Here is a 22,697-nt window from a genome sequence, read left to right as displayed (position 1 = left end):
GTTACAGCGCGCCCTTCGTGGAGGGGAGGATGCCGGCCGCGCGCGGGTCGCGCTCGGAGGCGTAACGCAGCGCCCTGGCCAGCGCCTTGAACTGGCACTCCACGATGTGGTGGGCGTTGCGCCCGTACGGCACGTGCACGTGCAGCGCGATCTGCGCCTGGGCGACGAAGGACTCCAGGATGTGCCGGGTCATCGTGGTGTCGTACTCGCCGATCATCGGCGCCATGTTCTCGGGCTCGGTGTGCACGAGGTACGGGCGGCCGGACAGGTCGACGGTGACCTGGGCGAGGGACTCGTCCAGCGGGACCGTGCAGTTGCCGAATCGATAGATCCCCACCTTGTCGCCGAGCGCCTGCTTGAAGGCGGCGCCCAGGGCGAGGGCGGTGTCCTCGATGGTGTGGTGGGAGTCGATGTGCAGATCGCCGTCGGTCTTCACGGTCAGGTCGAACAGACCGTGCCGGCCGAGCTGGTCGAGCATGTGGTCGTAGAAGCCGACGCCGGTGGCGATGTCGGTCCGGCCGGTGCCGTCGAGATCGATCTCGACCAGGACCGAGGTCTCCTTGGTCGTGCGTTCCACGCGTCCTACGCGGTTCATGCCTCAAGCTCCTTCTTCACTTCACGGACCGCGTCGAGGAACGCGTCGTTCTCCTCCGGGGTGCCGGCGGACACCCGCAGCCACCCCGGTACGCCGTTGTCCCGGACCAGGACGCCCCGGTCGAGGATCTTCCGCCAGACGGTGTGGGCGTCCGCGAACCGTCCGAACTGCACGAAGTTCGCGTCGGACTCGATGACGTCGTAGCCGGTCGCGCGCAGCTCGGCGACCAGCCGGTCCCGCTCCGACTTCAGTTGCTCGACGTACTTCAGCAGGGTGTCGGTGTGCTCCAGCGCGGCCAGCGCGGTCGCCTGGGTGATCGCCGACAGGTGGTACGGCAGCCGGACGAGCTGGACGGCGTCGACGACCGCCGGGTCGGCGGCGAGATAGCCGAGGCGCAGGCCCGCCGCGCCGAACGCCTTCGACATCGTCCGGGAGACGACCAGGTGGGGGCGGCCCGCCAGCAGCGGCAGCAGCGATTCGCCGTGGCTGAACTCGATGTAGGCCTCGTCCACGATCACCATCGACGGCTTGGCCGCCTGGGCTGCCTCGTACAGCGCGAGGACCGTCCCGGCCGGAACCGCGTTGCCGGTGGGGTTGTTGGGGGTGGTGATGAAGACGACGTCCGGCTTGTGCTCGGCGATGACCCGCTGCGCCGCCGCCAGGTCGATGGTGAAGTCCTCGCGGCGGGGCCCGGAGATCCAGCCCGTGCCGGTGCCGCGCGCGATGAGCGCGTGCATCGAGTACGACGGCTCGAAGCCGATCGCCGTACGGCCCGGTCCGCCGAAGGTCTGCAGCAGCTGCTGGATGACCTCGTTGGAGCCGTTGGCGGCCCACACGTTCTCGATGCCGAGGGGGTGCTTCGCGGTCTTCGTCAGGTACGCGGCCAGCTCGGTGCGCAGCTGGACCGCGTCCCGGTCGGGGTAGCGGTTCAGGTCACGGGCGGCCTCCCGCACCCGCTCCGCGATCCGCTCGACGAGCGGCTCGGGCAGCGGGTAGGGGTTCTCGTTGGTGTTCAGCCGTACGGGCACGTCCAACTGCGGCGCGCCGTAGGGGGACTTGCCGCGCAGCTCGTCGCGGATGGGGAGATCGTCGATGCCGGTCACTTGCCCTCAGGAACCTTCCAACCGAACCGCGCCTTGACCGCCGCGCCGTGCGCCGGCAGGTCCTCCGCCTCCGCCAGCGTCACCACATGACGGGCGACCTCGGCGAGCGCGTCCTTCGTGTAGTCCACGATGTGGATGCCGCGCAGGAAGGACTGGACGGACAGGCCCGAGGAGTGGCAGGCGCAGCCGCCGGTGGGCAGGACGTGGTTGGACCCGGCCGCGTAGTCGCCCAGCGAGACCGGGGCCCAGGGGCCGATGAAGATCGCGCCCGCGTTCTTGACGCGATCGGCCACCTCGGCGGCCCGGGCGGTCTGGATCTCCAGGTGCTCGGCGCCGTACGCGTCGACCACTTTCAGGCCTTCTTCGATGCCGTCGACCAGCACGATCGCGGACTGCCGGCCCCGCAGCGCGGGCACGATCCGGTCCTCGACGTGCTTGGTCGCCGCGACCTGCGGCTCCAGTTCCTTCTCCACCGCCTGCGCCAGCTCGACGGAGTCGGTGACCAGCACGGCCGCCGCGAGCGGGTCGTGCTCGGCCTGGCTGATCAGGTCCGAGGCGACGTGCACCGGGTCGGCGGTGTCGTCGGCGAGGATCGCGATCTCGGTCGGACCGGCCTCGGCGTCGATGCCGATCCTGCCGGTGAAGAAGCGCTTGGCGGCGGCGACCCAGATGTTGCCCGGACCGGTGACCATGTTGGCCGGGGCGCAGGACTCGGTGCCGTAGGCGAACATCGCGACGGCGGTGGCGCCGCCCGCGGCGTAGACCTCGTCCACGCCGAGCAGGGCGCAGGCGGCGAGGATCGTCGGGTGCGGCAGCCCGCCGAAGTCGGCCTGCGGCGGGGAGGCGAGCGCGATCGACTCGACGCCGGCCTCCTGCGCCGGTACGGCGTTCATGATCACGGAGGAGGGGTAGACGGACCGGCCGCCCGGCGCGTACAGCCCGACGCGCTCGACCGGCACCCACTTCTCGGTGACCGAGCCGCCCGGCACCACCTGGGTGGTGTGCGTGACGCGGCGCTGCTCGCGGTGGACCAGACGGGCGCGGCGGATGGACTCCTCCAGCGCGGCGCGCACGGCCGGGTCGAGGGCGGCCAGCGCGTCGGTGAGCGCCTGGGCCGGGACACGGACGGATTCCAGCCGTACTCCGTCGAACCGCTCGGCGAAGTCGATCAGCGCCGCGTCGCCACGATGATGCACGGCCTCGCAGATCGGACGCACCTTCTCCAGGGCGGCCGCAACGTCGAAGTCGGCTCGGGGCAGCAGGTCGCGCAGGGCGGGGCCCTCGGGAAGGGCGTCGCCGCGCAGATCGATTCGGGAAATCACAGTCCCAATTCTCTCAGACCGGTGTCGCGGGCCGTGGACGCGTATCAATGGCTGATACAGAACGTGGCCGAACTCGGAAGATCGCCTTCACCTCTAGTGTTCCGGACGTCACTCAGCGGGCATGAACGGCTGTACGAAACGGCTGAGCTGCGAGAAGTGAGAGAGGAAGAGCGGTGACCGAGGGGGCCGACCTGGTTGCCGGAGACCTGCCGGACGAGCTGACCGCGGCCGAGGCGGGCATGTGGCAGGCCTTCCGCAACGGCAGTGTGTACGACCTGAGCGGCGGGGACCGCGTGGTGGACGATCCGCACGGCGGCCATCCCTGGGGCCCCGAGCGCACGGTACGGGCGCGGATCGTGGCCTGGCTGCTGCTGGACGGCCCGCCCGCGCTCGCGGGCCGGGTGTCCTCGCTGAAGCTGACCGGCGTGCGGATCACCGGCACGCTGGACCTGTCGGGCGGCACGGTGCAGCCGTACGTCGAGCTGCGCGGCTGCCGCTTCGACGACGAGGTGCTGCTGCCGGAGGCCCGGTTCACGACCCTGCGCATGGTGGACTGCGCGGCGCCCCGGCTGGAGGCGGCCCGGGTGCACACCGAGGGTGATCTGCATCTGCCACGCTGCCGCTTCCAGAACGGGGTCCGGCTGACGGACGCGCACATCGGCACCGATCTGCTGCTCAACCAGGCGGTCGTGTACCGCGACCGCAGCGGGCGGTCGATCGCGGCGGACGGCATGACCGTCGGCCAGGACCTGCAGGCGGAGATGCTGGAGTCGCACGGCGAGCTGAGCCTGCGCGGCGCCAAGGTCGGGGTCTCGCTCAGCCTGCGCGGCGCGCAACTGAACAACCCGTACTCCCGCTACGCCCTGAACGCGCCCCAGCTGACCGTCGAGCGCACCCTGTATCTGACCCCGGCCGGCGTCGGCAGCCCCATGCTGAGCGGCACGACACCGGCGCGCGGGACGCGGATCCAGCGGTTCGAGTGCCGGGGCGGGCTGCGGCTGGACGACGGCCGGTTCGGGGACGCCGTCGACCTGGAGCGGGCGCGGCTCGCCTTCACCGAGGACCAGGAGCTGTCGCTGCGCCGGATCCACGTGCCCGAGCTGCGCTTCCTCGGGGACAGGCCGCAGCGCGGCAAGGTGGTGCTGTCGGGCGCGCGGATCGTCAACCTGGTGGACCGGGCGGCGAGTTGGCCCGGCCCCGGCAGCCTGCACATGGGCGGGTTCGTGTACGAGAGCCTCGTCCCGCGCGGCCCGTTCCCGCTGACCGGCCGGCTCGACTGGGTGGCTGCGGCCACCGCCGAGTACGCCCCGGAGCCGTACGAGCGGCTGGCGGCGGTGCTGCGGGCGGCCGGCGAGGACGAGGACGCGCGGGAGGTGCTGCTGGCCAAGCAGCGCCGGCGCCGCGAGACGCTGCCGCTGGCGGCCAAGTGCTGGGGGTACGTCCAGGACTGGACGGTGGCCTACGGCTACCGTCCGGGCCGGGCCGCGGTGTGGATGGCGGTGCTGTGGGCGGCGGGCACGCTGGCCTTCGCGCACGCGGACCATCCGCCGATGAACCACGACGGCCATCCGTACTGGAGCCCGGCCCTGTTCACGCTGGACCTGCTGCTGCCCGTGGTCGACCTGGGCCAGGTCGGCCAGTGGCAGCTGCGCGGCGGCTGGCAGTGGCTGGCGGCCGCGATGATCCTGCTCGGCTGGATCCTGGCGACGACGGTGGCGGCGGGGGCGACCCGGCTGCTGCGCCGGGGCTGAATCAGCCGGTCCGACCCGTTTTCCGCACATCGGCCGCATTTTCGGCACAGCGGGCGCACAAAAGCGGAACAGTCACCTTTTGCCGGTCCTTGACTCACGGCCGTACAACTTTCCGCAACTTCCCCCAAGCCTCTGGCGCGCTCCCGACCTGCGGTCTTTCAATGGTCGACACCATGGCTCTGCTGCCCTCGTTCATCCGCCCCACACGGATGGCCAAACGCTCCGCGCACCTCGTCCCCGGTCTCGGTCCGGCCGGGGACGAGGCCGTGCTCGACGCGCCCGACGACCGGCTCTCGCCCGCGCTGGTCGCGGCCGGCCGGGGCGAGTACGAGGCCGCGGCCGCTCTGCTGGCCGCCACCCGCGCCGCGGCGGCGTGGGAGAACCACGACCGGTACGTACGGCGCCTCGCCGCCTTCGCCCGCTCGCGCCCCGAATGGTTCGAGGCCTGGTGCGGGGACGCTCCCGGGGACCCCGGTGCCCTGCTGGTCGGGGCACAGCTGGCGGTGGACCGCGTCTGGCCCTCGCCGGCCCGCGCCGAGCTGCTGCGCGAGGTGAGCCCGCTCATCACCGCCGCCGCCCGCGCCGACGACCGCGACCCGGTGCCCTGGCGGATCGCCCTGGACCACGCGCGCGGCTCACGGGCCGGCCACCGGTACTTCGAGGAGCTGTGGGAGGCGGCCGTCCGGCGCGCCCCGCACCACTACGGCTGCCATGTGGCCGCGCTGCGCTATCTGGCCGACTGCTGCTGCGTCCTGTGGGGAGACGCCCCCCACACACCCCGTGCCTCGCACCGCGAGTGCTTCGACTTCGCCGACCGGGCGGCGCAGGACGCGCCCGCCGACTCGCTCGTGCAGGCGCTGCCGGTCCGGGCGGCGCTCGGCTACCTCACCGACGGCTGCGGCCCCGAGATCCCGCGCGCCCGGCTGGACGCCGCCGCCGACCGGGCGCTGGAGCTGTCCGCCCGCTTCCCGGCGGCCGATCCCTGGCCCGCCCAGATCCGCAACAAGCTCCTGTACGTCCTGCTGCGCCTGGACCGCCGGGAGGACGCCCGCGCCCAGCTGCGCCTGATCGGCCCGTACGCCACCTCGTTCCCGTGGGACCGGTTCTCCGACGACCCGCTCGGCCACTTCCTGCGGCTGCGCGAACACCTGCTGACGGCGGCTGCCGGACCCGTCCCCGCGAGGCTGCCGGCCTGGCTGACGGGACCGCCCGGTGAGCGCGGCGGACACGCCGACGCCGGCGACCATTAGGCTGAGGCGTCGTGACCACCGTCCGTCTCCCGCTCTTCCCGCTGAACACGGTGCTGTTCCCGGGTCTCGTGCTGCCGCTCAACGTCTTCGAGGAGCGCTATCGCGCCATGATGCGCGAGTTGCTCAAGACCCCGGAGGACGAGCCGCGCCGGTTCGCCGTCGTGGCCATCCGCGACGGCCACGAGGTGGCGCCGAGCGCCCCCGGCATGCCGGACCCCACGGCACAGCCAGCGCGGGGACCGGCCGCGGGCTTCGGCCCCGAGCCCCTCAAGGCCTTCCACGGGGTGGGCTGTGTGGCGGACGCGGCGACCGTCCGCGAGCGGTCCGACGGCACGTTCGAGGTGCTGGCGACGGGCACGACCCGGGTGCGGCTGCTCTCCGTGGACGCGTCCGGCCCGTTCCTCACGGCGGAGCTGGAGGAACTCGCCGAGGAGCCGGGCGACGAGGCGGGCGCGCTGGCCGAGGGGGTGCTGCGCTCCTTCCGCCAGTACCAGAAGCGCCTGGCGGGCGCCCGTGAGCGCTCGCTGTCCACCGGCGCCGAGCTGCCGGACGAGCCGAGCGTGGTGTCGTACCTGGTGGCCGCCGCGATGGTGCACGACACGCCGACCAAACAGCGGCTGCTCCAGGCCCCCGACACCGCGTCCCGTCTGCGCGACGAACTGAAACTCCTGCGCGCCGAGACCTCGATCATCCGTAGTCTGCCGTCGCTGCCCGCATTCGAACTGACCCGGGCACCGACGAGCCTGAACTGACGAGCCTGAACTGAGGGAAGACGGCCCGGGAAGACGCTGAGGAAGACGGATGGCGAAGAAGTCGAAGAAGCAGCAGCAGTCCGGCGGCACGCCCGCGACGGTCGCCCTCTCCTCGGCCGGCGTCGACTTCACGGTCCACGCCTACGACCACGACCCCTCCCACCCCTCCTACGGCGAGGAGGCCGCCGAGGCGATGGGCGTCAGTCCCGACCGGGTCTTCAAGACCCTGGTGGCGGACGTCGACGGCACCCTGACGGTCGCGGTCGTCCCGGTCTCCGGCTCGCTGGATCTGAAGGCCCTGGCGGCCGCGGTGCACGGCAAGCGGGCGACGATGGCCGACCCGGTGCTCGCGGAGCGGACCACGGGCTATGTCCGCGGCGGCATCTCCCCGCTCGGCCAGCGCAAGCGGCTGCCGACGGTGCTGGACGACTCGGCACAGGCGCACGAGACGATCTGTGTGTCGGCGGGCCGGCGAGGCCTGGAGGTGGAACTGGCCCCGACCGAACTGGCGAAGCTCACGGAAGCGGTGCTGGCACCGATCGGACGGGACTGACCGCGACGGGCAGACAGCGGTCCGAGGAGCGGTGCCCCTGGGTCACAGCTGGTGCGGATACGGCGGCTCAGGATCCCGGGGCCCGAACAGGGCGGTGAGCCCGAGGTGGACCACCAGCGCGCCCAGCGGCCAGGCCAGCAACGCGCCCTTCGTCCCCAGCTTCAACGGCGCCGAGAAGGTGACCCCCTTCCCGACCTCCTTCGCATGCGCGAGCACGTCGGACTCGGGCCCCAGATACACACCCAGCCGCCACGCCAGCACCGAACCGAGCAGCCCGCCGAGACCCAGCGCCACCACGAGCGGCACGCCCCCACGCCGCCGCAGCAGGAACACGAGGACGGCACTGACGACCCCGAGGGCGAGCCCCAGCAGGGTGAACGTGCCGTCCACGCCTATCGCCTGCTCCCCCTCGCTGTCCTTCAGATAGACGACCCAGCTCTTGCCGACCACGTCGCCGACCAGCGGCACATGCGGCGCCAGCCACCACCACAGCAGCCCCAGCAGCACCCCGCCCAACAGCCCGGCCGCCGTGATCACGGCGGCGTCCCGCAGTTCGGTCTTCATCCCGGGGCCGTCCTGTTCGTACCAGCCCCCGTCCTGGGCCCCGGCAGGCGGCGGCGCCTGCCAGACCTGGTGCCGGGAGTCGTCGTGCGGTGGCGGTGGCGGAGTCAGCGGTGCGGTCACCCTGACATCGTGCCAGGTCGCGCTGTCCGCCGCGTCACCGGACGGCGGCCCTGCGGTACGCCCAGGTCGCCACGGCCAGCGAGACCACCCCGACACCTGCGCAGACGCCCAGGTCGACGAGGACGACGGCCCAGTCCGGGTGCGCCCCGAAGGTGCGGGCATAGGCCTCGACACCGTAGGTCGACGGCAGCAGATCCCGCGCCAGCCGTACGATCTCCGGCATCCGGTCGGCCGGCAGCACACCCAGCAGCAGCGCCGCCGACATGCCCAGCTGGCCGAGCAGCGTGGCCAGTTCGGGCCGCGGCGCGAGCAGCCCGCAGGCGGCGCCCAGCCCGGACAGCGCGGCCCCGGCCAGCGGGATCACGGCCACCAGGATCCACAGATTGGACAGCGGCAGCCCGAACAGCACGCACCCGAAGACGGCCGTCACCAGCGTCCCCGGCACGGTGAAGGAGGCGTACGCCGCCGCCGCGCCCAGCACCACCGCGGCCGGCGGCACCGGCAGGGTGGCGTAGTGGTCGAGCCCCCCACTGGCCCGCAGCTGACCGAAGTACTGCGACAGCAGGTTCAGGGCCACATAGGCGACGACCAGCACCGACGAACCCGCCACCACGGACTGGGCCTCGCCGCCGCTGTCGACGACACCCCGCATCATCACGGTGATGCCGATGGACTGGAAGGTCGCCACGAACAGCAGCGGGATCCGGGCCACCCGGGCCCGGGACAGCTGCGCGCGGTAGACGGCGGCCAGCGACGGCCACAGCCGCGCGGGCGGCCCGAGTTCGGCCGCGCCCCGTGCCGTCTCGGGCACGGCCGGGGCATCGCCCGGCAGAACCTCCGCGGGTACGACACTCACGTCGAGCTGCTCCTCTTCCCTACGGCAGTCGCACAGACCCCTGTGACACTCGCGCAGACCCGTACGCATCGCACGGCCGCCGCGCTCACGCCTTCACCAGCCCCTGCCGGGCCGCGCCGCCGAGCGCCAGGTAGACGTCCTCCAGGCTGGGCGTCGCGAGGGTGAAGTCGTCCAGGGCGGCGAAGGCGGCCCCGCCGGTCACGGTGGCGACGACGGCACGGGCCTGTTCGGGCGCGAGCCGCAGCGTCCAGCGCCGCCCGGACTCCACCGCGCGCTCGCGCAGCACGGCGACCTCGGGCACCTCCAGCGGCGCCCGCTCCCGCCACACCAGCTCGACCCGCACCTCGCCGGCGACCTGTTCCTTCAGCCCGGCGGGTGTGTCGCAGGCGATGACCCGGCCCCGGTCGAGCACGGCGACCCGGTCGAGCACGGTCTCGGCCTCGATGACGTTGTGGGTGACCAGCAGCACGGTCGTACCGCGTTCGGCCCGCCGCCGGTCCACGGCCGCCCAGACCGCGCGCCGGGCCACCGGGTCCATGCCGGTGGTCGGCTCGTCCAGCACGAGCAGCGGGCGCTCCCCGACGAGGGCGGCGGCGAAGCAGGCGAGCCGCCGCTGCCCGCCGGACAGCTTCTTCAGCGCCCGCTCCGCGAGCGGAGTGAGCCCCAGTTCCTCCAGCACGGCGTCCCGCTCGGCCCGCGCCCGGCGTACGTCCAGCCCGCGCAGGCGCCCGGTGGTCTCGGCGGCGAGGGAGACGGTCAGCTCGTCCAGCGCGGAGGATTCCTGACCGAGGTAGGCGAGCAGGCGCGCGGCCCGCTCGGGGTGCCGGACGATGTCGTGCCCGAGGATCTCGACGCTGCCGGTGTCCGGCCGCAGCAGCCCGGTCAGCTGTCGTACGAGAGTGGACTTGCCGGCGCCGTTCGGCCCGAGCAGCCCGAAGACCTCGCCGCGCCGCACCTCCAGCTCGACCCCGTCGGTGGCCCGCACCTCGGGGGTGCCGGGCGCACCGCGCCGGCCCTTCACGGCCGGATAGCTCTTGCCGAGCCCGCGCACACGTACGACCTCGTCCTGCCGAGGTACCTGTGCCGAGCGCGTATTCACAAAGGACGAGACTAAGGGGTCGGAGCCCTTTACTCGCCTTTGGGGCCGTATCCGGGGGCGGGCCACCGGTCATCCCGAAAGCGTCGCCCAGGACGTCCCCGCCGCGCCGGTGCTCGGCCATCCAGGCGGAACGCGGGGGTGCCGCACGCGCAGCGCCCCCGGCGGCTCACTCCCCCGCCACGTTCTCCGCCGCGGCCGGCACATCGATCTCCCGCCAGAACCCCGCTCGAATGGCGTAGCGGTCGTGCTCGTCGATCTGGTCGTCCTTGTGGGCGAGGAGCCCGAACCGCGCGGCGTAGCGCAGCAGCTCTCCGTCGATGCGGTGCGGGATGCGCGGATACAGCTGCGACAGCCTCTGCAGATGGCCCTGGTCACCGAGCCGGGACATCCAGCGGCGGGCGAAGACCTGTCCCACCTCGTACGGGTCGCCGCCGACGGTGGTGATGTCCTCCTCACGGTCGGCCCAGCGCTGCTCGGCCGTGGTGAGCTGGGCGAGCGTCGGCATGGAGGCGACCTCGGGCGGCTCGGTGACGGCGCCCGGCCGGTCCACCCAGCCCTTGTCGGAGGACCAGCGCAGGGTCGCGGTCGTGGGCTGCTGCACGGGCTGGGCGCCGGGGGCGCGCAGCGCGGCGAGATCCTTGGGGGTGGGTACGCCCTTGGGGGCGACGGCCCGCTCCTGGGTGCCGTTGGCCGTCGCGGCGGCCGCCGGGGGGGTGTTCTGCTCGGCGGGCCGCTCGGCCGTCGCGGCGAGCGCGGACTCGGGCAGCGGCGCGGACAGGATCGCGGCGATCTCGGGCCGGGGCACGGGCGGCGGGGCGCAGACGCCGGTCAGTTCCTTGGCGCGGACGGCCTGGGTGATCCAGGCGCGGTCCAGGACCCGCCGCTCGTCGGCCTCGGCGACCAGGTCCTCGGACTGGTTGTAGTCGCCGTCGGCGGCCTGTACGGCCCACAGGTGGACGGCGACACCGTGCTCCTTGGCCGCCATCATCCCGGGCAGCAGATCCCCGTCGCCGGTGACGAGGACGACGTCGGAGCAGGCGCGGTTGCGGGCCAGTTCGGTCAGCTCGGCGTGCATGGCGGCGTCGACGCCCTTCTGCGCCCAGCGTCCGTCACTGCGGGTGAGGGCGCCGAGCCGGACCGTGACGCGCGGCATCACCCGCAACCGGCGGTGTTCCGGCTGGGGGACGCGGTCGGGGGCGCCGTCGAACCAGTAGATGCGCAGCAGTGGACGCTCGGTCTCCGACTCGGCGCGTTCTCGCAACGCCTGGATCAACGCGGGGTGGTCGACGGTGATCCGGGACCGTGAGGGCTCACCGGCGAGGAGGCTGGCGGCGGCACCCAGCAGGTACCCGGCGTCCACCAGGACGATGCAGCGGTCCACGCGACTCACCCTCTTCCCGGGAGGCTTTGCTTCGGACTTCCTTCGAGTCTGCCCGACCGCGCGAAGGTTAACGGCCGGAACTGGATCTTCGGCGTGGCGTTTCCCGCTCGCGCGCGTCCACCCGCCCTGTCACACACGGTAATTATCCGACATGCGCCCGATGTCAGCGTATGTGAATCTGATTGCGGCCCTGGCCCCTAGATCCCCCACAGGAGGCAGATCACCATGGCCAAGAACAAGAAGGAACGTAAGCAGCCGAAGGCTTCGCAGAGCGAGCGCGGCCAGCAGCAGGCCGAGAAGGCCACGCTGGACGCGATCCAGCATCGTGACGCGCAGGGTACGCCCGCGGACGTAGCCCGCACGCACCAGCGTCGCTTCGGCCACAACTGACATCTGCATAAGGGCATTTGAAGCCCAGGCACACATGAGGGGCGCACCCGTGACGGGTGCGCCCCTTCGCGCGCGTCCTCGCGCTGGTGCGGGTCAGCCGGCCAGGCAGGACGGACCGAGCAGCACCTTCAAGTCGCCGAAGAGCGCCGGGTCGGGCTTGACCCGGTGCCGGTCCAGGCGCAGCACGGTGGTCTTGCGCGGGCCCTGCAGCTTGATCCGCACCTCGCTGTCGCCCTTGTGATGGCTGAGGATCTCGCCGAGGCGGCTGACCATGGGCGGGGTGACCCTGGTGGCCGGGATGGTGAGGATCACCGGCGCGTTGGTGCCCGCGTTGGACAGGTCCGGGACCATCAGTTCCATCGCGACGAGCCGGGGGACGTCCTCGCGCTTGTCGAGGCGGCCCTTGACGAACACCACGGCGTCCTCGACGAGTTGGGTCGACACCAGCTGGTAGGTGGCCGGGAAGAACATGCACTCGATGGAGCCGGCGAGGTCCTCGACGGTGGCGATGGCCCAGGCGTTGCCCTGCTTGGTCATCTTGCGCTGCAGGCCCGAGATGATGCCGCCGATGGTGACGACCGCGCCGTCGGCGTGCTCGCCGCCGGTGAGCTGGGAGATGCCCGCGTCGGCCTTGTCGGACAGCACGTGCTCCAGACCGAAGAGCGGGTGGTCGGAGACGTACAGACCGAGCATCTCCCGCTCCTGGGCGAGCAGATAGGTCTTCTCCCACTCCTCGGTGGTGAACTCCACGTCGAGCCCGAACCCGGGCTCGCTGCTCTCCTCCTCGCCCATGCCGCCGAAGAGGTCGAACTGCCCCTCGGCCTCTTTGCGCTTGACCGCGACCACGTTGTCGATCATCGGCTCGTACTGCGCCGTGAGCCCCTTGCGGGTGTGGCCCATGGTGTCGAAGGCGCCGGCCTTGATCAGCGATTCCGTGGTGCGCTTGTTGCACGCGACCGCCTCGACCTTGTCGAGGTAGTCGGGGAAGGAGGCGTACTTGCCCTTCGCCTTGCGGCTCTTGATGATCGACTCGACCACGTTGGTGCCGACGTTGCGCACGGCCTCGAGGCCGAAGAGGATCACGTCGTCGCCCTGGGCGGCGAAGTTGTGCACCGACTCGTTGACGTTCGGCGGGAGCACCTTGATGCCCATGCGGCGGCACTCGTTGAGGTAGATCGCCGACTTGTCCTTGTCGTCCTTGACGGAGGTCAGGAGCGCGGCCATGTACTCGGCGGGGTAGTTCGCCTTCAGATAGGCGGTCCAGTACGAGACCAGGCCGTACGCGGCCGAGTGGGCCTTGTTGAAGGCGTAGCCGGCGAACGGGACCAGCACGTCCCACAGGGCCTGGATGGCCTCGTCGCTGTATTCGTTCTTGCGGGCGCCGGCCTGGAAGATGGTGAAGTTCTTCGCCAGTTCCTCGGGCTTCTTCTTGCCCATCACGCGGCGGAGGATGTCGGCCTCGCCGAGCGAGTAGCCCGCGATGATCTGGGCGGCCTTCTGGACCTGCTCCTGGTAGACGATCAGGCCGTAGGTGACGGCGAGGACCTCTTCCAGGGGCTCCTCCAGCTCCTTGTGGATCGGGGTGATCTCCTGGAGCTTGTTCTTGCGCAGCGCGTAGTTGGTGTGCGAGTCCATGCCCATGGGGCCCGGGCGGTACAGCGCCGACACGGCGGAGATGTCTTCGAAGTTGTCGGGCTTCATCAGCCGCAGCAGCGAGCGCATGGGGCCGCCGTCGAACTGGAAGACGCCGAGGGTGTCGCCGCGCTGGAGCAGTTCGAAGGTCGTCGGGTCGTCGAGCGGGAGGCCGAGGAGGTCGATGTCGACGCCCTTGTTGACCTTCACCATCTTGACGGCGTCGTCCATGATCGTGAGGTTGCGCAGGCCGAGGAAGTCCATCTTCAGCAGGCCGAGCGACTCACAGCTCGGGTAGTCCCACTGCGTGATGGTGACGTTGTCGGTGTGCCTCACCCAGACCGGGACATGCTCGGTGATGGTCTCGCTGGACATGATCACGCCGGCCGCGTGCACACCCATCTGCCGGACCAGGCCCTCGACGCCCTTGGCGGTGTCGATGACCTTCTTCACGTCCGGCTCGTTCTCGTACATCCCGCGGATCTCGCCCGCCTCGCTGTAGCGCGGGTGCGAGGGGTCGGTGATGCCGTTCAGGTCGATGCCCTTGCCGAGGACGTCGGCGGGCATCGCCTTGGTGAGCCGGTCGCCCATGGCGTACGGGTAGCCCAGCACGCGCGCGGAGTCCTTGATCGCGTTCTTGGCCTTGATCTTGCCGTACGTGCCGATCATGGCGACCTTGTCGGCGCCGTACTTCTCCGTCACGTACCGGATGACCTCGACGCGCCGACGCTCGTCGAAGTCGATGTCGACGTCGGGCATGGAGACGCGCTCGGGGTTGAGGAAGCGCTCGAAGATCAGGCCGTGCGGGATCGGGTCGAGGTCGGTGATGCCCATGGCGTAGGCGACGATCGAGCCGGCCGCGGAGCCTCGGCCGGGGCCGACCGCGATGCCGTTGTTCTTGGCCCACATGATGAAGTCGGCGACCACGAGGAAGTAGCCGGGGAACCCCATCTGGATGATGACGTCCATCTCGTACTCGGCCTGCTTCTGGCGGTCCTCGGGGACGCCGCCGGGGAAGCGGCGCTCCATCCCGAGGCGGACCTCTTCCTTGAACCAGGTGACCTCGGTGTAGCCGTCGGGGATGTCGAACTTCGGCATGAGGTTCTTCGCCTCGAACATGCCGGTGGTGTCCACCATCTCGGCGACGAGGAGCGTGTTGGCGCAGCCCTCCTGCCAGGCGTCCGAGGAGTCGATGGCGTACATCTCGTCCGTGGACTTCAGGTAGTAGCCGGTGCCGTCGAACTTGAAGCGGTCCGGGTCGGAGAGGTTCTTGCCGGTCTGGATGCACAGCAGGGCGTCGTGGGCACCGGCCTCGTGCGCGTACGTGTAGTGCGAGTCGTTGGTGACCAGCGGGGGGATGCCGAGCTTCTTGCCGATCTCGAGCAGGCCTTCGCGGACCCGGTGCTCGATGTCGATCCCGTGGTCCATCAGCTCCAGGAAGTAGCGGTCCTTGCCGAAGATGTCCTGGTAGTCGGCGGCGGCCTTGAGGGCCTCCTCGTCCTGGCCCAGGCGCAGCCGGGTCTGCACCTCTCCGGAGGGGCAGCCGGTGGAGGCGACGATCCCCTTGGACCACTGGGCGATGGTCTCCTTGTCCATCCGGGGCCACTTCTGCAGCCAGCCCTCGGCGTAGGCGTCGGAGGAGAGCCGGAAGAGGTTGTGCAGGCCCGTCTTGTCGGTGGCCCACATCGTCTTGTGGGTGTAGCCGCCGGAGCCGGAGACGTCGTCGCGCTTCTGGTGCGGCTGACCCCACTGGATCTTGCGCTTGTTGCGCCGGGACTCGGGGGCGACATACGCCTCGATCCCGATGATCGGGGTGATTCCGGCCTTCTGCGCGGAATGGAAGAAGTCGTACGCCCCGTGCAGGTTGCCGTGGTCGGACATGGCGATGTGCGTCATGCCCATCTCGTTGCAGGCGTTGAACATGTCCTTGAGCCGCGCGGCACCGTCCAGCAGCGAGTACTGGGTGTGGACGTGCAGGTGCGTGAAGGGCGGCTTTGACACGGTATGGCCTCCAACGGAAACACTCGGCGACAGGCGGACGGACAGTTCTGGGGTCAGCGTCGAAGTCTATGCCCCGCCACTGACACTGGGCGGGCACTCCCACGTACCTTCGTGCGTTGGGTACGGCAGAGACGCTGTCGTACAGGCAATGCACCAGGAGGCACCCCGCGATGTCGGTCCCCCAGCTCAGCGACGAGCAGCGCGGCGAGGAGATCCTCGCCGTCTTCGACACCGCCTTCGGCCGGCTCCTGGCCGCCGACCCGGCCGCGTTCCGGGTGAAGTTCCGGAAGATGGCGGCTTCGGCTTTCGCGTTCTACCGGGGCACCGCGTGCCTCTTCTACCGCGACCTGGAGACGGACAGGCGCGGCGGCCCGTACCTGGACGACCGCACCTCGCGCGTGTGGATCCACGGCGACCTGCACGCGGAGAACTTCGGCACGTACATGGACTCCAACGGCCGCCTGGTCTTCAACGTCAACGACTTCGACGAGGCGTACGTCGGCCCCTTCACCTGGGACCTGAAGCGCTTCTCGGCGTCGATCGCGCTGATCGGGCACGCGAAGGCGCTCAGCGACGAGCAGATCGCCGAGCTGGTGACGATCTACGCGGCCGCCTACCGCGAGCGCATCCACGCCCTGGCCACGGGCGCCAAGAGCGACGAGGTGCCGCCGTTCACCCTGGACACCGCCGAGGGCCCGCTGCTGGGCGCCCTGCGGGCCGCCCGCTCGCTGACCCGCTTCGAGCTGCTGGAGTCGATGACCGAGATCCGCGACTTCGAGCGCCGCTTCGCGCCGGGCGGCGGCTCGATCGAGCTGGACGCGGCCACCCGCTACAAGGTCCTCGCCGCCTTCGACGGCTATCTGGAGACGCTGCCGGACTCCTCCCTGGCCCGCCCGGACTCCTACCGCGTGAAGGACGTCGTCGGCCGCCGCGGCATCGGCATCGGATCGGCCGGCCTGCCGTCGTACAACATCCTCCTGGAGGGCCACAGCGACGCCCTGGAGAACGACGTCGTGATCTACATCAAGCAGGCCCAGACCCCGGCCGTCTCCCGGCACATCACGGATCAGGCCGTCGCCGGCTACTTCCAGCACGAGGGCCACCGCACGGTGATCTCCCAGCGCGCCCTGCAGGCGCACGCCGACCCGTGGCTGGGCTGGACCGAGCTGGACGGCTCGGGCCAGCTGGTCGCCGAGGTCTCGCCGTACGCCGTCGACCTGGACTGGAGCGACATCGACGACCCGGAGGAGATCGCGCAGGTCGTCGCCGACCTGGGCCGGGCGACCGCGGCGATGCACGCGGCGGCGGACGACACCTCCGGCGAGTCCCTGGTGCCGTTCTCCACCGAGCGGGCCATCGACGCGGCGCTCGCCGCCGACGAGGAGGGCTTCGCGCCGCTCCTGGTGGACTTCGCCCACAGCTACGGCGCACGCGCGCGTGCCGACCACCAGATCTTCGTCGACCTGTTCCGCAACGGCCGGATTCCGGGGCTGTAACCTTCGCGCACTCACAGGCACCCTTTAGGGGTCCTTTACTCCCGTGCGTGACAGACTCTTCTTTTGCTATGGACATATCCGGGACCCAGCTCAGAGCCGTGCGCGCGGCGCTGTTCACGGCTGTCGTCGTGACGCTCAGCACCGCGTCGCACGTGCTGCTGTCCCGGGCCCCGCTGCCGGTGGCGACCGTGCTGGCGGTCTCCGCAGGCGTGTTCGTCACCGCGTACGCGCTGGCGGGCCGCGAGCGCGGTTTCGGTGCGATCGCGGCCCTGCTGATCCCGCTGGAACTGACGGCCGACACGGTGTTCACCACCGGCCAGTACACCTGCTACGGCCGCGCGGGCGGCCCGGTCGCCGGCCCGCTGCACGCCTTCGGCTTCAAGGTGCTGTGCGAGGGCGGTGCCGTCGGCACCCCGCTGGCCCGGATGACCGGCGCTCACGGCCGTCCCGAGGCAGTGCTCGCGCACGCCACTCCGGCGGCCGCCTGGCTGCTGCTCGCCGCGCACGTCGGCGTGGGCCTGCTCGCCGCCGCCTGGCTGCGCCGGGGCGAGCGGGCGCTGCTGCAGCTGGCGCGCGCCGTCGCCGCCACCACCTTCCGGCCGCTGCTCCTCGCGGTCGCCGCGGTCGCCGTCCGGCTGACCCCGGTCCGCCGGCAGCCCCGGCCGGCTCCGCGCCGGGCCGCCGCCCGCGACCGGCTCTTCGTGCACTCCCTGGGTCGGCGTGGACCGCCGTGCTCGCCCGTCCTCGCCGCCTGCTGAACGTCGGCGGTTGAGCGACGCCGGCTCCCAGCGCCCATCGGACGGCGCCGGAGCGCCGGCATCCGAGCACACCCAGTCCCCCACACGTATCCCGCGTACGGCATGTGCGCGTCCCACACGGAGATCACCAGTATGAGCAAGCGGAACAGCCAGTCGGAGAAGTCGGCGGCCCGAGAGCGCCTGCGCGCCGAGCGCGAGCGGCAGGCCAAGCGCGACAAGGCCAGGCGGCAGGTCGTCGTGGCCGCCTCGGTGGTGGCCGTGCTGGCCGCGGCCGGCGGCATCGGCTACGCCGTCGTCCAGGCGAACAAGCCCACCGGGTGGGACGCCGCGAAGGACCAGAAGCTCGTGAAGCCGGCCAACACCACGGGCTCGGACGGCACGACCGTCGTCCTCGGCAAGAGCACCGCCAAGAAGACCCTCACCATCTACGAGGACCCGCGCTGCCCGGTCTGCGCGCAGTTCGAGCAGTCCGTCGGCCCGACCGTGCGCAAGGGCATCGCCGACGGCACGTTCAAGCTCCGCTACGTCGGCGCCACCTTCCTCGACAACAACCTGCCCGGCGTGGGCTCCAAGAACGCCCTCAGCGCCCTCGGCGCCGCGCTCAACGTCAGCCCCGAGGCGTTCCTCGAGTTCAAGGCCGCGATGTACTCGACGAAGTGGCACCCCGACGAGCAGGACGACAAGTTCAAGGACGACGCCTATCTGATCAAGATCGCCGACACGGTCCCCGCCCTGAAGGGCAACGCGGCGTTCCAGAAGGCCGTGAAGGACGGCACCTACGACAGGTGGGCGCTGGAGGAGTCCAAGATCTTCGACAAGGACGGCATACAGGGCACCCCGACCCTGAAGGTGGGCGACAAGACGGTGACGGGCCCCGACGGCAAGAACCCGCCCATGACCGCGGCCGACTTCGACAAGGCCGTCGGCGCGGCGCTCAAGGGCTGACGAGGCGTCGGAATCCGACCTTCATGTGAAGAGCGGGCGAACATTGGCTGTTCGCCCGCTCTTATGTGCGTACCGGTCAGTAACCTGATCGGCCGTGACCAGTCGTAAAAGATCACTTCCGGCCATCGAAGGCCTCAGCTCCCTCTCGCCCCGCCGCCGTACGGTCGTCAAGGCCGCGGCGGCGACCGCTGTGCTGGCCGGCCCCCTCGCCGCCACCCTTCCGGCGCGCGCCGCCGGCCAGGCCCCTGCCTTCCTGCACGGTGTCGCCTCCGGTGACCCGCTGCCCGACGGCGTCCTGCTGTGGACCCGGGTGACCCCGACCCCGGAGGCCGTACCCGGCTCCGGGCTCGGCCCGGACACCGAGGTGAGCTGGGTCGTCGCCAAGGACAAGGCGTTCACCAGCATCGTCGCCAAGGGCTCCGTCAAGGCGACCGCCGCCTCCGACCACACCGTGAAGGCCGACGTCCGCGGCCTGCAGCCGGCGACCGACTACTGGTTCCGCTTCTCGGCCGGCGGCACCGACTCCCCGGCGGCCCGCACCCGTACCGCCCCGGCGGCGGACGCGGCCGTGTCCGGACTGCGCTTCGGCGTGGTCACCTGCGCCAACTGGGAGGCCGGCTACTTCGCCGCCTACCGTCACCTCGCGGCGCGCAGCGACCTGGACGCGTGGCTGCACCTCGGCGACTACATCTACGAGTACAAGTCGGGCGAGTACGCGGCCCGCGGCACGGTCGTGCGCCCGCACGCGCCGGCCAACGAGATCATCACGCTCGCCGACTACCGGATCCGGCACGGCAAGTACAAGACCGACCCCGATCTCCAGGCCCTGCACCTGAAGGCGCCGGTCGTGGCGATCTGGGACGACCACGAGTTCGCCGACAACGCGTGGTCGGGCGGCGCGGTCAACCACACCGAGGGCGCCGAGGGCACCTGGACCGCCCGCAAGGCGGCCGCCAAGCAGGCCTACTTCGAGTGGATGCCGGTGCGCCCCGCCGTCGAGGGGACCACCTACCGGCGGCTGCGCTTCGGCAAGCTCGCCGATCTGTCCCTGCTGGACCTGCGCTCCTTCCGCTCCCAGCAGGCGTCCGCGGGCAGCGGCTCGGTCGACGACCCGAACCGGACGATCACCGGCCGCGCCCAGCTCGACTGGCTGAAGGCGGGACTCAAGGCCTCCGACACCAAGTGGCGGCTGGTCGGCAACTCGGTGATGATCGCCCCGTTCGTCGTCGGCTCCCTCACCGCCGACCTGCTCAAGCCGCTCGCCAAGCTGCTCGACCTCCCGCAGGACGGCATCGGCGTCAACACCGACCAGTGGGACGGCTACACCCACGACCGCCGCGAGCTGCTCGACCACCTGCGCTCGAACGCCATCGGCAACACCGTCTTCCTGACCGGTGACATCCACATGTCCTGGGCCAACGACGTGCCGGTGGACGCGGGCACCTACCCGCTGTCGCCGTCGGCGGCCACCGAGTTCGTCATCACCTCGGTGACCTCCGACAACCTCGACGACATCGTCAAGGTCCCCGAGGGCACGGTCTCCGTGATCGCCGCGCCGCTCATCGAGGCCGCCAACCGGCACGTCCACTGGGTGGACACCGACCGGCACGGCTTCGGCGTGCTGGACATCACCGCCGACCGCGCCCAGATGGACTACTACGTCCTGTCCGACCGCACCGACGCGAGTGCCACCGCCAAGTGGGAGCGCTCGTACCGCACCCGCAGCGGGACGCAGAAGATCGAGCGGACCTACGACCCGGTGTAGCGGCGGCTACGCGGACTGCAGACCGTCGAGGAAGCCGAGCGCCACCCGCCAGGTGGACTCGGCGGCCTCGGCGTCGTAGTCCGGCAGCTCGGGGTCGGTGTACAGGTGCCCGGCGCCGGCGTACCGGTAGACCTCCACGTCGGCGCCCGCGCGACCCATCTCCAGATACCAGGCGCTCAGCCAGTCGTCGGTCTCGAACGGGTCCGGCTCGGCCACATGCAGCTGCACGGGCAACTCGTCCACCTGCGCGTTCGGCGCGATGTCCGACGTACCGTGCAGAAGCAGCAGCCCGCGCGCCTTGTCATCGCCGAGGGCGAGGGTCTGGGCGATGGAGGCGCCGAGCGAGAACCCGGCGTACACCAGCCCGCGGTCCGAGTACGGAGCCGCCGCCAGCACAGCCCGCTTCAGCAACTCCTCCTTGCCGATCCGGTCCTTGGACTCCATGCCCTCCTCGACGGTGTCGAACGTGCGCCCCTCGAAGAGGTCCGGCGCCCACACCTCGTGGCCGGCCGCGCGCAGCCGGTCCGCCGCCTGGCGCACCGCGGGCCTCAGGCCGTAGGTCGAGTGAAAAAGCATGATGTTCATGAGGCCATGGTGCCAGCCGGTGCGGCGGCGCCGAACGGGCCACCCCGCACACCTGCTCCGGCTCGGCGAGGTCCACCGCGCGGGTCAGCACCCCCCACCCCAGGTCACCGCAGGCTGCGCACATCGAGATGCCGCAGCACCCGGTCCACGATCTCCGGATCCGCCCCCGGCTCGCTCCGCGCCGCCAGGACCTCGTGCCGCGCCGCGCTCAGCATCTCGTTCTGGATGTTCCGGATCCGCTTGATCCGCTTGATCCGCTGGTGCTGCGCCTCCCGCCGCTCCTCCCCGCCCATGTCGGGGCTGATCCGGATGCCGATGTCGAAGGCGCGCCGCAGCATCTGCTCCGACAGCTCCTCGGGCAGGTCCTCCACCTGCTCGATCTCCCGCAGTCTGCGCCTGGCCGCCTTCGCGGCCCGCACCGCCAGCTCCTTCTCGACCTGCTTCTCCCGCTCGGAGTCGGCCCGCACCCCGAGCCGCTTCACCAGCCACGGCAGGGTGAGCCCTTGCAGGACCAGCGTGACGATGATGACCCCGAAGGCGATGAAGACGATCTCGTCCCGGTCGGGAAACGGCGAGCCGTCGTCGGTCTTCAGCGGGACGGCCAGCGCCAGCGCCACCGAGGCCACCCCGCGCATCCCGGACCACCACATCACGACGGTCTCCCGCCAGCTGACCGGGATCTCCTCGTCGTAGTCCCGCCGCGCGTGCAACCGCTTGGTCAGCCAGGTGGCGGGCAGCAGCCACACGAGCCGTACGACGACCACCACGCCCACCACGGCGGCGGCCCAGCCGAGCAGCTCGCCCCAGCGCCCCTCGGCCGTGCGGATGGCGTTGTGCAGCTCGAGACCGATGAGCCCGAAGGCGACGCCCGTGACGAGCGTGTCGATGATGTCCCAGAAGGTGTGCCCGGCCAGCCGGGTCATCACGTCGTCGGCGCCGGTGGCGTACTCGGCGAGGAAGAGCGCCGTGGTGAGCACCGCCAGCACCCCCGAGCCGTGCAGCTTCTCCGCGAGCACGTAAGAGGCGTACGGCACCAGCAGGGTCATGCCGATCTGCAGTGTCGGATCGCCCAGCAGGTCCATCAGCCTGTTCGCACCCCAGCCGAGCACCAGGCCGACGACCACCGCGACGACGGCGGACAGCACGAGGTCCAGCCCCGCCTGCCACGGCGAGAACGAGCCGCTCACGACCGCGGCGATCGCCACGTGGTACAGCACGATGGCCGTCACGTCGTTGAAGAGCCCCTCGCCCTCCAGGATCGACACCAGACGGCGGGGCAGCCCGAGCTGCCCGGCGACACTGGTCGCGGCCACCGGGTCGGGCGGGGCGATCAGCGCGCCGAGTGCGACGGCCGCGGCCATCGGCAGCCCCGGCACGATCGCGTTGGCGACGAACGCCACGCTCACCGTCGTCACGAAGACCAGGGCGACGGCCAGCAGGAAGATCGGGCGGACGTTGGCCGCGAACTGGCGCCAGGAGGTGCGCCGCACGGCGGCGTAGAGCAGCGGCGGCAGCAGACCGGGCAGGATCAGATCCGGCGGGATGTCGACGTCGGGCACGAAGTCGGCCACCGCGAGGATCCCGCCGAACACCGTCATCAGCACCGGCGCCGGTACCCCGAACCGGTCGCCCACCGGGACGCTCACCAGGGCCCCGAGCAGCAGGACGAACAGCAGAGCCAACTGATCCACGGCCGACGCTCCGAGGGTCGACGATCACACGGCAGGTCTCAAGCCTGCCATCCGGCCGGCGCGCACGCCTGCCACCGCAAGGCGCCGC

19 protein-coding genes are annotated in these 22,697 nt (G+C 71.2%); 9 read left to right on the top strand and 10 right to left on the bottom strand.

What is annotated here, in order from left to right; genetic code table 11:
* Window position 1 precedes the first annotated feature (1 nt).
* From hisB to hisD, 3 genes are read right to left on the bottom strand one after another with little or no spacing between them, the layout of a single operon-like run.
* Window positions 2-595 (bottom strand): imidazoleglycerol-phosphate dehydratase HisB, encoded by a 594-nt coding sequence (gene hisB / locus AQI95_RS20465; RefSeq protein WP_031166423.1) that lies wholly within the window; start codon window positions 593-595, stop codon window positions 2-4.
* A complete protein-coding gene (locus AQI95_RS20460) occupies window positions 592-1,698 on the bottom strand; it encodes a histidinol-phosphate transaminase (protein WP_067125372.1) in 1,107 nt (368 codons plus the stop codon). The genes hisB and AQI95_RS20460 overlap by 4 nt, the downstream gene beginning before the upstream one ends.
* On the bottom strand, window positions 1,695-3,020 hold the full coding sequence (gene hisD, locus AQI95_RS20455) for a histidinol dehydrogenase (protein WP_067125369.1): 1,326 nt from the start codon (window positions 3,018-3,020) through the stop codon (window positions 1,695-1,697). Before hisD ends, AQI95_RS20460 begins: the two co-directional genes overlap by 4 nt.
* A gap of 173 nt (window positions 3,021-3,193) precedes the next feature.
* On the opposite strand from hisD, the gene AQI95_RS20450 reads away from it, so the two are divergent.
* The 4 genes from AQI95_RS20450 to ybaK all read left to right on the top strand — a co-directional run bounded on the left by AQI95_RS20450 (window position 3,194) and on the right by ybaK (window position 7,326).
* Window positions 3,194-4,771, top strand: coding sequence for an oxidoreductase (locus AQI95_RS20450; protein WP_067125366.1), 1,578 nt, complete (start codon window positions 3,194-3,196; stop codon window positions 4,769-4,771).
* A gap of 161 nt (window positions 4,772-4,932) precedes the next feature.
* Window positions 4,933-6,021, top strand: coding sequence for a hypothetical protein (locus tag AQI95_RS20445; protein WP_244188799.1), 1,089 nt, complete (start codon window positions 4,933-4,935; stop codon window positions 6,019-6,021).
* An 11-nt stretch (window positions 6,022-6,032) separates the two neighbouring features.
* Window positions 6,033-6,773: an LON peptidase substrate-binding domain-containing protein gene (locus tag AQI95_RS20440; protein ID WP_067125363.1), complete on the top strand. Its 741-nt coding sequence runs from the start codon at window positions 6,033-6,035 to the stop codon at window positions 6,771-6,773.
* 49 nt (window positions 6,774-6,822) lie between these two features.
* A complete protein-coding gene (gene ybaK / locus AQI95_RS20435) occupies window positions 6,823-7,326 on the top strand; it encodes a Cys-tRNA(Pro) deacylase (RefSeq protein WP_067125360.1) in 504 nt (167 codons plus the stop codon).
* A gap of 42 nt (window positions 7,327-7,368) precedes the next feature.
* On the opposite strand, the gene AQI95_RS20430 is transcribed toward ybaK, so the two are convergent.
* The 4 genes from AQI95_RS20430 to AQI95_RS20415 form a co-directional block, all read right to left on the bottom strand.
* Entirely contained in the window at window positions 7,369-8,010 is a 642-nt protein-coding gene (locus AQI95_RS20430) for an AAA family ATPase (RefSeq protein ID WP_067125357.1), read from the bottom strand.
* Between the two features lie 34 nt (window positions 8,011-8,044).
* Window positions 8,045-8,866 carry an ABC transporter permease gene (locus AQI95_RS20425; RefSeq protein WP_067125354.1) on the bottom strand — a complete coding sequence of 274 codons (822 nt, stop codon included), beginning with the start codon at window positions 8,864-8,866 and terminating at the stop codon, window positions 8,045-8,047.
* Window positions 8,867-8,951: 85 nt separating this feature from the next.
* On the bottom strand, window positions 8,952-9,965 hold the full coding sequence (locus AQI95_RS20420) for an ABC transporter ATP-binding protein (RefSeq protein WP_067125352.1): 1,014 nt from the start codon (window positions 9,963-9,965) through the stop codon (window positions 8,952-8,954).
* A 166-nt stretch (window positions 9,966-10,131) separates the two neighbouring features.
* Entirely contained in the window at window positions 10,132-11,346 is a 1,215-nt protein-coding gene (locus AQI95_RS20415) for an NYN domain-containing protein (RefSeq protein ID WP_067125331.1), read from the bottom strand.
* Window positions 11,347-11,571: 225 nt separating this feature from the next.
* Between AQI95_RS20415 and AQI95_RS48000 the strand changes: the two genes are divergently transcribed.
* Window positions 11,572-11,736 (top strand): hypothetical protein, encoded by a 165-nt coding sequence (locus AQI95_RS48000; protein ID WP_167361951.1) that lies wholly within the window; start codon window positions 11,572-11,574, stop codon window positions 11,734-11,736.
* 93 nt (window positions 11,737-11,829) lie between these two features.
* Here the strand turns inward: AQI95_RS48000 and dnaE are convergent, their stop codons facing one another.
* Window positions 11,830-15,369 carry a DNA polymerase III subunit alpha gene (gene dnaE / locus AQI95_RS20410; protein ID WP_067125327.1) on the bottom strand — a complete coding sequence of 1,180 codons (3,540 nt, stop codon included), beginning with the start codon at window positions 15,367-15,369 and terminating at the stop codon, window positions 11,830-11,832.
* Window positions 15,370-15,539: 170 nt separating this feature from the next.
* Between dnaE and AQI95_RS20405 the strand changes: the two genes are divergently transcribed.
* From AQI95_RS20405 to AQI95_RS20390, 4 genes are all read left to right on the top strand, one after another.
* Complete coding sequence (locus AQI95_RS20405; protein WP_067125324.1) at window positions 15,540-16,865, top strand: DUF2252 domain-containing protein; 1,326 nt, start codon at window positions 15,540-15,542, stop codon at window positions 16,863-16,865.
* A gap of 68 nt (window positions 16,866-16,933) precedes the next feature.
* Window positions 16,934-17,623: a hypothetical protein gene (locus AQI95_RS20400; protein ID WP_067125321.1), complete on the top strand. Its 690-nt coding sequence runs from the start codon at window positions 16,934-16,936 to the stop codon at window positions 17,621-17,623.
* Window positions 17,624-17,755: 132 nt separating this feature from the next.
* On the top strand, window positions 17,756-18,568 hold the full coding sequence (locus AQI95_RS20395; protein WP_067125318.1) for a DsbA family protein: 813 nt from the start codon (window positions 17,756-17,758) through the stop codon (window positions 18,566-18,568).
* A 94-nt stretch (window positions 18,569-18,662) separates the two neighbouring features.
* The gene (locus tag AQI95_RS20390) at window positions 18,663-20,333 is read left to right on the top strand and encodes an alkaline phosphatase D family protein (protein WP_067125315.1); all 1,671 of its coding nucleotides are present in this window, start codon (window positions 18,663-18,665) and stop codon (window positions 20,331-20,333) included.
* Between the two features lie 6 nt (window positions 20,334-20,339).
* On the opposite strand, the gene AQI95_RS20385 is transcribed toward AQI95_RS20390, so the two are convergent.
* The gene (locus tag AQI95_RS20385; protein ID WP_067125312.1) at window positions 20,340-20,918 is read right to left on the bottom strand and encodes a dienelactone hydrolase family protein; all 579 of its coding nucleotides are present in this window, start codon (window positions 20,916-20,918) and stop codon (window positions 20,340-20,342) included.
* A gap of 104 nt (window positions 20,919-21,022) precedes the next feature.
* Entirely contained in the window at window positions 21,023-22,609 is a 1,587-nt protein-coding gene (locus AQI95_RS20380; protein WP_067125309.1) for a Na+/H+ antiporter, read from the bottom strand.
* Between the last annotated feature and the right edge of the window lie 88 nt (window positions 22,610-22,697).

This window comes from Streptomyces yokosukanensis (assembly GCF_001514035.1).
Taxonomy (GTDB): domain Bacteria; phylum Actinomycetota; class Actinomycetes; order Streptomycetales; family Streptomycetaceae; genus Streptomyces; species Streptomyces yokosukanensis.
This window is presented reverse-complemented; position numbering and strand designations above follow the sequence as displayed.

Excerpts from the sequence above, each read along its gene's own strand:
- hisB (WP_031166423.1), bottom strand. The coding sequence starts at position 595 with ATGAACCGCGTAGGACGCGTGGAACGCACGACCAAGGAGACCTCGGTC.
- AQI95_RS20445 (WP_244188799.1), top strand. The coding sequence starts at position 4,933 with ATGGTCGACACCATGGCTCTGCTGCCCTCGTTCATCCGCCCCACACGG.
- ybaK (WP_067125360.1), top strand. The coding sequence starts at position 6,823 with ATGGCGAAGAAGTCGAAGAAGCAGCAGCAGTCCGGCGGCACGCCCGCG.
- AQI95_RS48000 (WP_167361951.1), top strand. The coding sequence starts at position 11,572 with ATGGCCAAGAACAAGAAGGAACGTAAGCAGCCGAAGGCTTCGCAGAGC.
- AQI95_RS20405 (WP_067125324.1), top strand. The coding sequence starts at position 15,540 with ATGTCGGTCCCCCAGCTCAGCGACGAGCAGCGCGGCGAGGAGATCCTC.
- AQI95_RS20400 (WP_067125321.1), top strand. The coding sequence starts at position 16,934 with ATGGACATATCCGGGACCCAGCTCAGAGCCGTGCGCGCGGCGCTGTTC.
- AQI95_RS20395 (WP_067125318.1), top strand. The coding sequence starts at position 17,756 with ATGAGCAAGCGGAACAGCCAGTCGGAGAAGTCGGCGGCCCGAGAGCGC.
- AQI95_RS20385 (WP_067125312.1), bottom strand. The coding sequence starts at position 20,918 with ATGAACATCATGCTTTTTCACTCGACCTACGGCCTGAGGCCCGCGGTG.